This window comes from Streptomyces apocyni, assembly GCF_009739465.1.
GTDB lineage: Bacteria > Actinomycetota > Actinomycetes > Streptomycetales > Streptomycetaceae > Streptomyces > Streptomyces apocyni.
Genome location: NZ_WHOM01000033.1, coordinates 114,539 through 127,192, shown reverse-complemented (window position 1 = coordinate 127,192; position 12,654 = coordinate 114,539). Strand labels below are relative to the sequence as shown.

Here is a 12,654-nt window from a genome sequence, read left to right as displayed (position 1 = left end):
ACGTGCCTAACCAGTCGCGTCCCAAGGTCAAGAAGTCCCGTGCGCTCGGCATCGCCCTGACGCCGAAGGCTGTCAAGTACTTCGAGGCCCGCCCCTACCCGCCGGGCGAGCACGGCCGTGGCCGCAAGCAGAACTCGGACTACAAGGTCCGTCTGCTGGAGAAGCAGCGCCTGCGCGCGCAGTACGACATCTCCGAGAAGCAGCTGGTCCGCGCCTACGAGCGCGCCAGCAAGGTGCAGGGCAAGACCGGTGAGGCCCTCATCATCGAGCTCGAGCGCCGCCTCGACGCCCTGGTCCTGCGTTCGGGCGTTGCCCGCACCATCTACCAGGCCCGCCAGATGGTCGTCCACGGCCACATCGAGGTCAACGGCAAGAAGGTCGACAAGCCGTCCTTCCGCGTCCGCCCCGACGACGTCGTGTCCGTCCGTGAGCGCAGCCGCGAGAAGCACCCCTTCCAGGTCGCGCGTGAGGGTGGCTACGACACCGACGGCGAGACCCCGCGCTACCTCCAGGTCAACCTGAAGGCCCTGGCCTTCCGCCTGGACCGTGACCCGAACCGCAAGGAAATCCCGGTCATCTGCGACGAGCAGCTGGTCGTCGAGTACTACGCCCGCTGATCCAGGCGCGGTACCGACGCGGGCTCCGGGGGTGACCCCGGAACCCCGGTCGCCGAGAGGTTCAGCCCGTCGTCTTCCCACCGCTGCCGGTGGGAAGCGGCGGGCTTCGGCGTTCCCCACCGGCCGGACGGGACCGTGGGGATAATGCGGTACGAAGTCGCAGGCCCGGCGCGATAGGGTCGGGGGAACGAATTGTCAACAAGCCCCGAACAGGCAGAGAGCGGTGCGGCGTGACCGGTGGAGAGGTGGCCGGGATTCTCGTAGCCGTCTTCTGGGCGATTCTGGTCTCGTTCCTCGCTGTGGCACTGGTGAGGCTGGCCCAGACGCTCAAGGCGGCCACGAAGCTGGTGGCGGACGTGACCGAACAGGCCGTGCCGCTCCTCGCCGAGGCGTCCACGACGGTCCGCTCGGCGCAGACCCAGCTCGACCGGGTCGACGCCATCGCGACGGACGTCCAGGAGGTCACCTCCAACGCCTCGGCGCTGTCCACGACCGTCGCGTCCACGTTCGGCGGCCCGCTGGTCAAGGTGGCGGCCTTCGGCTACGGCGTACGCCGGGCCATCAGCCGCAGCACCGACAGTGCGCCCCCGAAGCCGTCGCGTCGTACGGTGATCGTGGGCCGGGCCGTGCCCTCCGCACGGCGGGGGAAGCGGAAGAAGGACTGAGCTGCGATGTTCCGCCGTACGTTCTGGTTCACCGCGGGCGCTGCCGCCGGTGTGTGGGCCACCACCAAGGTCAACCGCAAGCTCAAGCAGCTGACCCCGGAAAGCCTCGCGGCCCAGGCCGCGAACAAGGCCATCGACGCGGGGCACCGGCTCAAGGACTTCGCACTCGACGTCCGCGACGGCATGGGCCAGCGCGAGGAAGAACTCAACGACGCCCTGGGCCTGAACACCCCGGACGCTCTTGAACTCCCGCAGCAGCGACGCTTCGCGGCACTGGAGAACCCGCTCAAGAACGCCTTCGGCACCCCCCGCCGCACCACCAACGACACGACGTACTCGTACAACCGGAATGAGGACCACTGATGGAGTCGGCTGAAATTCGCCGCCGCTGGCTGAGCTTCTTCGAGGAGCGCGGGCACACCCCCGTCCCCTCGGCGTCGCTCATCGCGGACGACCCGACTCTGCTCCTGGTCAACGCGGGCATGGTCCCCTTCAAGCCGTACTTCCTCGGCGAGACCAAGCCGCCCGCCCCGCGCGCCACCAGCGTCCAGAAGTGCGTCCGCACCCCGGACATCGAAGAGGTCGGCAAGACCACCCGGCACGGCACCTTCTTCCAGATGTGCGGCAACTTCTCCTTCGGCGACTACTTCAAGGAAGGCGCCATCGCCTACGCCTGGGAGCTGCTCACCTCACCCCAGGACAAGGGCGGTTACGGCCTCGACCCCGAGCGCCTGTGGATCACCGTCTACCTGGACGACGACGAGGCCGAGAAGATCTGGCGCGAGAAGATCGGCGTCCCGGCCGAGCGCATCCAGCGCCTGGGCAAGAAGGACAACTTCTGGTCCATGGGCGTGCCAGGACCCTGCGGCCCCTGCTCCGAGATCAACTACGACCGCGGCCCCGAGTTCGGCGTCGAGGGCGGCCCGGCCGTCAACGACGAGCGGTACGTGGAGATCTGGAACCTGGTCTTCATGCAGTACGAGCGCGGCGAGGGCACCTCCAAGGAGGACTTCGAGATCCTCGGCGACCTGCCGTCGAAGAACATCGACACCGGCCTCGGCCTCGAGCGCCTCGCGATGATCCTGCAGGACGTACCGAACATGTACGAGACCGACACCCTCAGCGTCGTCATGGACAAGGCCACCGCGCTGACCGGCGTCCGCTACGGCGCGGCCCAGGCCAGCGACGTCTCGATGCGCGTGGTCGCCGACCACATGCGCACCTCCGTGATGCTCATCGGTGACGGTGTCAGCCCGGGCAACGAAGGCCGCGGCTATGTGCTGCGCCGCATCATGCGCCGCGCCATCCGCAACATGCGCCTGCTCGGCGCCACCGGCCCGGTCGTCAAGGACCTGATCGACGTCGTGATCGAGAAGATGGGTCAGCAGTACCCCGAACTCATCACCGACCGCGGCCGCATCGAGGCCGTCGCCCTCGCCGAAGAGGCCGCCTTCCTCAAGGCGCTCAAGGGCGGCACCAACATCCTGGACACCGCCGTCACCGAGACCAAGGCCGCCGGTGGCACGGTCCTGGGCGGCGACAAGGCGTTCCTGCTCCACGACACCTGGGGCTTCCCGATCGACCTCACCCTCGAAATGGCCGCCGAGCAGGGCCTGTCGGTGGACGAGGACGGCTTCCGCCGCCTGATGAAGGAGCAGCGGGACCGCGCCAAGGCCGACGCCCAGGCCAAGAAGACCGGCCACGCCGACATGTCCGGCTACCGCGAGATCGCCGACCGCGCCGGAGCCACCGACTTCATCGGATACGCCAGCACCGAGGGCGAGTCCACGGTCGTCGGCATCCTGGTCAACGGACTGCCCTCGCCCGCCGCCACCGAGGGCGACGAGGTCGAGATCGTCCTCGACCGCACCCCGTTCTACGCCGAAGGCGGCGGTCAGATCGGCGACACCGGCCGCATCAAGCTGGACTCCGGCGCCGTCGTCGAGGTGCGCGACTGCCAGAAGCCGGTCCCCGGCGTGTACGTCCACAAGGGCGTCGTGCAGGTCGGCGAGGTCACCGTCGGCGCCCACGGCCACGCCGCCATCGACCAGGTACGCCGCCGCGCCATCGCCCGCGCCCACAGCGCCACGCACCTCACCCACCAGGCGCTGCGGGACGCTCTGGGCCCGACGGCCGCCCAGGCCGGTTCGGAGAACCAACCCGGCCGCTTCCGCTTCGACTTCGGCTCGCCGAACGCCGTACCCGGCGCCGTCATGACCGACGTCGAGCAGAAGATCAACGAGGTGCTCACCCGGGAACTGGACGTCCAGGCCGAGGTCATGTCCATCGACGAGGCCAAGAAGCAGGGCGCCATCGCCGAGTTCGGCGAGAAGTACGGCGAGCGGGTGCGGGTCGTCACCATCGGCGACTTCTCCAAGGAGCTGTGCGGCGGCACCCACGTCCACAACACCGCCCAGCTGGGCCTGGTGAAGCTGCTCGGTGAGTCCTCCATCGGGTCCGGGGTACGGCGTATCGAGGCCCTGGTCGGCGTCGACGCGTACAACTTCCTCGCCAAGGAGCACACGGTCGTCGCCCAGCTCCAGGAACTGGTCAAGGGCCGCCCGGAAGAGCTGCCCGAGAAGGTCTCCGGGATGCTCGCCAAGCTCAAGGACGCCGAGAAGGAGATCGAGAAGTTCCGCGCGGAGAAGGTCCTGCAGGCCGCCGCCGGTCTCGCCTCCGGCGCCAAGGACGTGCACGGCGTGGCCCTGGTCACCGGCCAGGTACCGGACGGCACGGGCGCCGACGACCTGCGCAAGCTGGTCCTCGACGTACGCGGCCGCATCCCGGGTGACCGCCCGACGGTGGTGGCCCTGTTTACGACAGCCAACGGCCGCCCGCTCACCGTCATCGCCACCAACGAAGCCGCCCGCGAGCGCGGCCTCAAGGCCGGTGACCTGGTGCGTACGGCCGCCAAGACGCTCGGCGGCGGCGGTGGTGGCAAGCCGGACGTCGCGCAGGGCGGCGGCCAGAACCCCGCGGCCATCGACGACGCCGTGGCCGCCGTGGAGCGCCTCGTCGCCGAGACGGTCTGACGCCGTGCGCCGCGGACGTCGCCTCGCGATCGACGTCGGGGACGCCCGGATCGGGGTCGCCTCGTGCGACCCCGACGGGGTCCTCGCCACCCCGGTGGAGACCGTGCCGGGACGCGATGTCCCGGCCGCCCACCGGCGGCTGAAGCAGATCGCCGAGGAGTACGAGCCGATCGAGATCGTGGTCGGCCTGCCCCGCTCCCTCAGCGGCGGTGAGGGCCCGGCCGCGGCCAAGGTCCGGGCGTTCGCCCAGGAACTGGCCCGTGGGGTCGCCCCCGTTCCCGTACGCCTGGTGGACGAACGCATGACCACGGTCACAGCGAGCCAGGGGCTCCGCGCCTCGGGCGTGACATCGAAGAAGGGCCGCTCGGTCATTGACCAGGTCGCAGCGGTGATCATCCTGCAGAACGCCCTGGAGGCCGAACGGGCGTCAGGTAAAGCCCCGGGCGAGGGCGTCGAAGTGGTCATCTGATCGCGATACGGTAACGTTCCGCGCGATGCGGTGGTGTTCGAACAGCCACCGCACAGCAGAAGAGGCGGAAGGGCCGCCCGGCACCCGTGCCAAGCGGCCGCCGCCTCGCGGCTCGTAGGGGATCGATGACTGAGTATGGCCGGGGCCCTGGCTCCGAACCGTGGCATCCCGAGGACCCGCTGTACGGGGACCAGGGATGGGGAGGACAGCAGGCTGCCGCCAGCCAGAGTCCGTACGGCGGCCAGCAGCAGCATTACCCGCAGTCGCAGCCGCAGCCGCAGCAGGTCCAGTACGACGATCAGTCCGGCTACGGCGCTCAGGGATACGGCGGCCAGCAGGCGTTCGACGGTCCGCACGGATACGGCGGTCAGCAGGGGTACGACGCTCAGGGATACAGCCAGCGGGAGTACAACCACCAGGACTACGGCCACCAGGAGTACGGCCACCAGGAGTACGGCGGCCAGCAGCACCAGAGCGGCGGATACCCCCAGTACGACCAGACCGGCGCCTGGGACACCGGCCAGGGCCCGGAGTACGGCACGAACCCCGACCCGTACGCGGACCAGCAGTCCGGCTACAGCGGTGAGCAGCAGCCCGACTCCTACGGCACGCCCGAGGCCTACCCCCCGCCCAAGCCGCCGGACCGGCGCCGCGAGGAGCCCCCGCAGAACCCCGACTGGGACCCGGGCCCCGACCAGGGCGAGCACGCGTTCTTCGCGGGCGGCGGGGACGACGACGCGTACGACGACGATGACTACGACGACTCCCGCGCGGCGCGGCGCGGTCGCGGCGACCGCCGCGGTAAAGGCCGAAAACGCCGCAGCGGTCTGGCGTGCCTGCTGGTAGCGGTGGTCCTGCTCGGCGGGCTGGGCGGCGTCATCTACTTCGGCACGCAGTTCTACCAGGACCGGTTCGGCCCCGCCGAGGACTACGCCGGTGACGGCAATGGCCAAAAGGTCACCGTCGAGATCCCCAAGGGCGCGGGCGGCACCCAGATCGGCAACGTGCTCAAGAAGGAGGGCGTCGTCAAGAGCGTCGACGCGTTCGTCTCGGCGCAGTCCAAGAACCCCAAGGGGCTGACCATCCAGGCGGGCGTCTACACGCTCAACAAGCAGATGTCGGCCAAAAGCGCCGTCGAGCTGATGCTCGACAAGAAGAGCCGCGCCAACCTCATCATCGCCGAGGGCTGGCGCAACGTCCGGGTCTACGAGGAGATCGACAAGCGGCTGGACCAGCCCAAGGGCACGACGGCGAAGTACGCCAAGGACAACTGGAAGGACCTGGGCCTGCCGGAGTGGGCGGCGAAGCCCGCGAGCGATGTGAAGGACCCGCTCGAAGGCTTCCTGTACCCCTCCAGCTATCCGGTCGCCAAGGGCATGGACACCGGGGACGTCCTGAAGAAGATGGTCGACACCGCCAAGGCGGAGTACGAGGAGTACGACCTCGAGGCCAAGGCGAAGGAGCTGAAGCTCGCCGACCCGCTCCAGGTCATCACGGTTGCCAGCCTCGCCCAGGCCGAGGGCATGAGTCACGACGACTTCACGAAGATGGCCGCGGTGGTCTACAACCGGCTCAAGCCAGCCAATACGGTCACCAACCAGAAGCTCGAGTTCGACTCCGCGTACAACTATCTGAAGAACGAGAGCAACATCGACATCCCGCTCTCGCAGATCCGCAACGACCCCGACCCGTACAACACGTACTACCACCGGGGGCTGCCACCCGGGCCGATCGGGAATCCGGGCGAGGTCGCCCTCAAGGCCGCGACGGCTCCGGACGGCGGCAAGTGGATGTTCTTCATCTCCGTCGACGGCACGACCACCGAGTTCACCAAGACGCTGGCCGAGCACGAGAAGCTCGTCAAGGAGTTCAACGACCGGAGGAAGAATGCCGAGTGAGGCAACGGCGGCGCGGCGGGCCGCGGTACTCGGCTCACCCATCGCCCACTCGCTGTCCCCGGTCCTACATCGCGCCGCGTACGCGGAACTCGGCCTGGCGGACTGGTCGTATGACCGCTTCGAGGTCGACGAGGAGGCACTGCCCGGCTTCCTGGACGGCCTCGGCCCCGAGTGGGCGGGCCTCTCGCTGACCATGCCGCTCAAGCGTGCCGTGATCCCGCTGCTCGACGAGGTCAGCCAGACGGCCGCCTCGGTCGAGGCCGTGAACACGGTGGTCTGTACGGAGGACGGGCGGCGGGTCGGCGACAACACCGACATCCCCGGGATGGTCGCCGCCCTGCGCGAGCGCGGCATCGAGCAGGTCGAGTCCGCCGCGATCCTGGGCGCGGGCGCGACCGCGTCCTCCGCGCTGGCCGCGCTGTCGCGGATCTGCACGGGGGAGATCGTCACCTACGTACGCAGCGACGCCCGCGCCGCCGAGATGCGGCAGTGGGGGGAGCGGCTGGACGTGGAGGTGCGCACCGCCGCCTGGACCGACGCGGCCAAGGCCTTCACCGCGCCACTCGTCATCGCGACCACCCCCGCGGGGACGACGGACAGCCTCGCCGCTGCCGTGCCTGAGCGTCCGGGCACCCTCTTCGACGTCCTGTACGACCCATGGCCCACCGAACTCGCCGCGCGCTGGTCGATGTTCGGCGGCGCCGTGGTGAGCGGCCTGGACCTGCTGGTCCACCAGGCCGTACTCCAGGTCGAGCAGATGACCGGCCGCCACCCGGCGCCGCTGGCGGCGATGCGCACAGCGGGCGAACGGGCACTCGCGTCCCGCTGAACGTCCCGCTGAACGTCCGCTGAGCATCCTGCTGAGCGTCCGTCTGCTGGACCTCTGCCGGGATTGGCTGCCCGGCGTGGGAGGATCTAGGCAGGCGGGCCAGGGCCGCGCACCCGGCCCTGCCGTCGCAGTGGCAGGCGCGAGCAAGAGGAGCACCGTTGAGCAGGTTGCGTTGGCTGACCGCGGGAGAGTCCCACGGGCCCGCACTCGTGGCGACGCTGGAGGGTCTTCCCGCCGGTGTGCCGATCACCACGGAGATGGTGGCGGACGCGTTGGCCAGGCGGCGGCTTGGCTATGGCCGCGGTGCGCGGATGAAGTTCGAGCGGGACGAGGTCACCTTCATCGGCGGGGTCCGGCACGGCCTGACCATGGGCTCGCCGGTGGCCGTCATGGTGGGCAACACCGAGTGGCCCAAGTGGGAGCAGGTCATGGCCGCCGACCCGGTGGACCCGGCCGAGCTGGCCCAGCTGGCGCGGAACGCGCCGCTGACCCGGCCGCGCCCCGGGCACGCCGATCTGGCCGGGATGCAGAAGTACGGCTTCGACGAGGCCCGGCCCATCCTGGAGCGTGCCTCGGCGCGGGAGACCGCCGCGCGGGTGGCGCTGGGTGCGGTGGCGCGGTCGTTCCTGAAGGAGACGGCCGGGATCGAGATCGTCTCGCATGTCGTCGAGCTGGCCGCGGCGAAGGCGCCGTACGGCGTGTACCCGAAGCCCGCCGACGTCGAGAAGCTGGACTCCGACCCGGTGCGCTGCCTGGACGCGGACGCCTCCAAGGCGATGGTCGCCGAGATCGACCAGGCCCACAAGGACGGCGACACGCTCGGCGGCGTGGTCGAGGTGCTCGCGTACGGCGTGCCGGTGGGCCTGGGCTCGCATGTGCACTGGGACCGCAGGCTGGACGCCCGGCTGGCCGCCGCGCTGATGGGCATCCAGGCGATCAAGGGTGTCGAGGTCGGCGACGGCTTCGACCTGGCGCGGGTGCCGGGCTCCAAGGCGCACGACGAGATCGTGGCCACGGATGAGGGCGTGAAGCGTACGTCCGGCCGCTCCGGCGGTACCGAGGGCGGTCTGACCACGGGTGAGCTGCTGCGCGTACGGGCCGCGATGAAGCCGATCGCGACCGTGCCGAAGGCGCTCGCCACCATCGACGTCACCACCGGCGAGGCGGCCAAGGCGCACCACCAGCGCTCGGACGTCTGCGCGGTGCCCGCGGCCGGGATCGTGGCCGAGGCGATGGTCGCGCTGGTGCTCGCTGACGCGGTCGCGGAGAAGTTCGGCGGCGACAGCGTGCCCGAGACGCGCCGCAATGTTCAGTCCTACCTCGACCACCTGCAGATCCGATGAGCGGCCCGCTGGTCGTCCTCGTCGGCCCGATGGGGGTCGGCAAGTCGACCGTGGGCGCGCTGCTCGCCGAGCGGCTGCACACGTCCTTCAGGGACAGCGACGCCGATATCGTCGCCGCCCAGGGCCGGGAGATCTCGGAGATCTTCGTCGAGGAAGGCGAGCCGTACTTCCGCGAGCTGGAGCGGGCGGCCGTACGCACGGCCCTCGCCGAGCATGACGGTGTCCTGGCCCTCGGTGGCGGCGCGATCCTGGACGCGTCCACGCGCGCGCTGCTCACCGAGCACCGGGTCGTCTATCTCGCGATGGGCGTCGACGAGGCCGTCAAGCGGACCGGCCTGAACGTCGCCCGCCCGCTGCTGGCCGTCAACCCACGCCGTCAGTGGCGCGAGCTGATGGAGGCGCGCCGTGAGTTGTACACCGAGGTCGCCCGCGCCGTCGTCAGCACGGACGACCGCACCCCCGAAGAGGTCGCCCAGGCGGTCCTTGACGCACTGGAGTTGAAGGAAGCATGACGGAGCAGGCACCCACCCGGATCCACGTCGGCGCCTCGGCGGGCACCGACGCGTACGACGTACTGGTGGGACGGCAACTGCTGGGCGAGCTGGGCGGCCTGATCGGCACGCAGACCCAGCGCGTCGCGGTGATCCACCCGGAGGCGCTGGCGGAGACCGGTGAGGCCCTGCGCGCCGACCTGGCCGGGCAGGGCTACGAGGCCGTCGCCATCCAGGTGCCGAACGCCGAGGAGGCCAAGACCGCCGAGGTCGCCGCGTACTGCTGGAAGGCGCTCGGCCAGTCCGGGTTCACCCGGACCGATGTCGTGGTCGGTGTCGGCGGCGGCGCCACCACCGACCTGGCCGGGTTCGTCGCGGCGACCTGGCTGCGCGGTGTGCGCTGGATCGCCGTACCCACCACGGTCCTGGGCATGGTGGACGCGGCGGTCGGCGGCAAGACCGGCATCAACACCGCCGAGGGCAAGAACCTCGTCGGCGCCTTCCACCCGCCCGCCGGGGTGCTGTGCGACCTGGCCGCGCTGGATTCGCTGCCGGTCCACGACTACGTCTCCGGGCTCGCTGAGATCATCAAGGCGGGCTTCATCGCCGACCCGGTCATCCTCGACCTGATCGAGGCGGACCCGGCGGCGGCGCGCACCCCCGCTGGCCCGCACACCGCGGAGCTGATCGAGCGGTCCATCCGGGTCAAGGCCGAGGTGGTCTCCAGCGACCTCAAGGAGTCCGGGCTGCGGGAGATCCTCAACTACGGGCACACCCTCGCCCACGCCATCGAGAAGAACGAGCGCTACAAGTGGCGGCACGGCGCGGCCGTCTCGGTCGGTATGGCCTTCGCCGCCGAACTGGGCCGTCTCGCCGGGCGCCTCGACGACGCCACCGCCGACCGGCACCGCAGCGTCCTGGAGTCGGTGGGTCTGCCGCTGACCTACCGGGGCGACCAGTGGCCCAAGCTGCTGCAGACCATGAAGGTCGACAAGAAGTCGCGGGGTGACCTGCTGCGCTTCATCGTGCTGGACGGGCTGGCCAAGCCGACCGTGCTCGAGGGCCCCGACCCGGCCGTACTGCTCGCCGCCTATGGTGAGGTCTCCGGCTGATCGCGGTCTGATCTTGGTCTGATCGGACACGTGTTCCGTTGACTGGGCACTAGTTCCGTCCCCCGGCCGTTCACACAACGGCGGCCGGGGACGGTACCGTTCGCCGGGAATCTGGCCGCCGATGAGCTGGCGGCCAGCGACAGTCGCCGGTACGAACCCTGGACGAGCCCTGTACGAGACGGAGTGGCACCGGATGCAGCACGCAGTGGGGGACCCGCTGCCGCCCCACCCGCCTGGGCGGGGGCTGGCCCACCAGCACCCTCAGAGCCATCAGGCACCCGGTTTCGCCGGGCAGGCTCGGCCGCAGGCCCCGGTGGCGCCCGTCCCGGAGACCACCGGGCATGTCCAGCTCCCGCCCGGCGCACCCGTCGCGGTGCCCAGCCCGCCGCCGGGCGCCGCCGCGGCGGACACCGGGGCGACCACGCTCGCGGTGCTGCTCATCGGCCCGGCGGGCGCGGGCAAGACCTCCGTGGCCAAGTACTGGGCGGAGCATCGCCGCGTGCCCACCGCCCACATCAGCCTCGATGACGTACGCGAATGGGTGCGCTCGGGCTTCGCCGACCCGCAGTCGGGGTGGAACGACCACTCCGAGGCCCAGTACCGCCTGGCCCGCCGCACCTGCGGCTTCGCCGCCCGGAACTTCCTGGCCAACGGCATATCCTGCGTCCTGGACGACGCGGTCTTCCCGGACCGCCCGGTCGTGGGCCTCGGCGGCTGGAAGCGCCATGTGGGTCCCGGGCTGCTGCCCGTGGTCCTGCTGCCGGGCCTGGAGATCGTCCTGGAGCGCAACGCCCAGCGCAGCGGAAACCGCCGCCTGGCCGACGAGGAAGTGGCCAGTATCCACGGCAGGATGGCCGGTTGGTACGGCTCCGGACTGCCGATCATCGACAACTCCGGCTACGACGTGCCCACCACCGCCCAGGTCCTGGACGACGTCCTCGCCCGCTCGATCGCCAGCCCCCCGAAGTGGTAGCCACCCAGGTGGCGGCGGCGGCCGTGCCCGAGCCGCCCGGTCGGACGCGCTGAACCAGCCGCGCGGCTCCACCGCTCGTAGGCTCGGTTCATGTCAGAGGTGTACGTGGCCCGCCGCGAGCGGCTCAGGGAGCGGTGCACGGCCGGCGGCAGCGCGGCCGCGGTGATCTCCCGGCCCGCCAACGTCCGCTATCTCACGGGCGCGGCCCCACCGTCCGCCGTACTGCTGCTCGCACCCGGCGACGACATCCTGGTGTGCGACCGCCCGCTGTCAGGGGAGGCCGTGGAGGGCCGCCCCGACGAGGCGCTGCGGCTTCATGTGCTGGAGGGTTTCGGGGGAGACCCGGCTGTCGGGGCCGCCGACCTCGCCCGCGGACAGGGGGCCGAGTCGCTCGCGGTCGAGGAGCACCATCTGACCGTCGCCCGCTACCGCGCCCTGGGTTCTGTCGCGCCGCTGCTCCGCCTGGAAAGCGTCGGCGGTGCCGTCGAGCAGCTGCGGCTGATCAAGGATGACGAGGAGATCTCCTGTCTGCGGATCGCCGCCGAGATCGCCGACCAGGCGCTCGGTGAGCTTCTGGAGTCGATTCTGGTCGGCCGTACGGAACGGCACCTCGCGCTGGAGCTCGAGCGGCGCCTGGTGGACCACGGGGCCGACGGCGCGGCCTTTCCCACGTCGGTCGCCACCGGTCCGCACGCGGGCCGCCGCTGCCACCGGCCGACGGATCGGCGGGTGGAAGAGGGAGATTTCCTGTGCGTCTGCCTCGGCGCCGTCTATCGCGGCTACCGCAGCGAGGTCGGCCGTACGTTCGTCATCGGGACCACGCCCGCCGACTGGCAGATCGAGCTGTACGACCTGGTCTTCGCCGCTCAGCGGGCGGGCCGGGAGGCGCTGGCGCCTGGTGTGGCGTACCGCGATGTGGACCGCGCGGCCCGTCAGGTACTGGACTCCGCTGGCCATGCCGGGGGCCTCGGCGAGTCCACCGGGCACGGTGTCGGACTCGAAATCGACGAGGACCCGCAGTTGGCTCCCTCGTCCATGGGTAAACTGGACGCTTGTGTGCCGGTCACCGTCGAACCGGGGGTCCACCTCCCGGGCCGGGGCGGTGTCCGGATCGATGACACGCTCGTCGTACGCCCCGAGGCGGACGGCGGACCCGAGCTACTCACCATTACGACCAAGGAGCTGCTCGCGCTCTAGCCCCGCTGGGGTGCGCACCCTCGGTCCC

Annotated in this window: 12 protein-coding genes; all 12 read left to right on the top strand. The window is 70.6% G+C overall.

Features of this window, described 5'->3' with window-relative positions; genetic code table 11:
* Nucleotides 1-2 precede the first annotated feature (2 nt).
* The 12 genes from rpsD to GCN81_RS01050 all read left to right on the top strand — a co-directional run bounded on the left by rpsD (nt 3) and on the right by GCN81_RS01050 (nt 12,626).
* A complete protein-coding gene (rpsD, locus tag GCN81_RS01105) occupies nt 3-617 on the top strand; it encodes a 30S ribosomal protein S4 (RefSeq protein ID WP_156721490.1) in 615 nt (204 codons plus the stop codon).
* Between the two features lie 230 nt (nt 618-847).
* The gene (locus GCN81_RS01100) at nt 848-1,282 is read left to right on the top strand and encodes a DUF948 domain-containing protein (RefSeq protein WP_156721489.1); all 435 of its coding nucleotides are present in this window, start codon (nt 848-850) and stop codon (nt 1,280-1,282) included.
* 6 nt (nt 1,283-1,288) lie between these two features.
* Nucleotides 1,289-1,645 carry a DUF6167 family protein gene (locus GCN81_RS01095; RefSeq protein WP_156721488.1) on the top strand — a complete coding sequence of 119 codons (357 nt, stop codon included), beginning with the start codon at nt 1,289-1,291 and terminating at the stop codon, nt 1,643-1,645.
* Nucleotides 1,645-4,314, top strand: a complete 2,670-nt coding sequence (alaS, locus tag GCN81_RS01090) for an alanine--tRNA ligase (RefSeq protein ID WP_156721487.1) — start codon at nt 1,645-1,647, stop codon at nt 4,312-4,314. The genes GCN81_RS01095 and alaS overlap by 1 nt, the downstream gene beginning before the upstream one ends.
* 4 nt (nt 4,315-4,318) lie before the next feature.
* Nucleotides 4,319-4,783 (top strand): Holliday junction resolvase RuvX, encoded by a 465-nt coding sequence (ruvX, locus tag GCN81_RS01085; protein WP_156721486.1) that lies wholly within the window; start codon nt 4,319-4,321, stop codon nt 4,781-4,783.
* 125 nt (nt 4,784-4,908) lie between these two features.
* The gene (gene mltG, locus GCN81_RS01080) at nt 4,909-6,681 is read left to right on the top strand and encodes an endolytic transglycosylase MltG (RefSeq protein ID WP_156721485.1); all 1,773 of its coding nucleotides are present in this window, start codon (nt 4,909-4,911) and stop codon (nt 6,679-6,681) included.
* The gene (locus GCN81_RS01075; protein WP_156721484.1) at nt 6,671-7,510 is read left to right on the top strand and encodes a shikimate dehydrogenase; all 840 of its coding nucleotides are present in this window, start codon (nt 6,671-6,673) and stop codon (nt 7,508-7,510) included. Before mltG ends, GCN81_RS01075 begins: the two co-directional genes overlap by 11 nt.
* Nucleotides 7,511-7,668: 158 nt before the next feature.
* Nucleotides 7,669-8,853, top strand: coding sequence for a chorismate synthase (gene aroC, locus GCN81_RS01070; RefSeq protein WP_156721483.1), 1,185 nt, complete (start codon nt 7,669-7,671; stop codon nt 8,851-8,853).
* On the top strand, nt 8,850-9,365 hold the full coding sequence (locus GCN81_RS01065; protein WP_156721482.1) for a shikimate kinase: 516 nt from the start codon (nt 8,850-8,852) through the stop codon (nt 9,363-9,365). The genes aroC and GCN81_RS01065 overlap by 4 nt, the downstream gene beginning before the upstream one ends.
* The gene (gene aroB, locus GCN81_RS01060) at nt 9,362-10,456 is read left to right on the top strand and encodes a 3-dehydroquinate synthase (protein ID WP_156721481.1); all 1,095 of its coding nucleotides are present in this window, start codon (nt 9,362-9,364) and stop codon (nt 10,454-10,456) included. Before GCN81_RS01065 ends, aroB begins: the two co-directional genes overlap by 4 nt.
* 193 nt (nt 10,457-10,649) lie before the next feature.
* Complete coding sequence (locus GCN81_RS01055) at nt 10,650-11,429, top strand: AAA family ATPase (protein WP_156721480.1); 780 nt, start codon at nt 10,650-10,652, stop codon at nt 11,427-11,429.
* Nucleotides 11,430-11,519: 90 nt separating this feature from the next.
* Nucleotides 11,520-12,626 carry an aminopeptidase P family protein gene (locus tag GCN81_RS01050; protein ID WP_156721479.1) on the top strand — a complete coding sequence of 369 codons (1,107 nt, stop codon included), beginning with the start codon at nt 11,520-11,522 and terminating at the stop codon, nt 12,624-12,626.
* Nucleotides 12,627-12,654 lie beyond the last annotated feature (28 nt).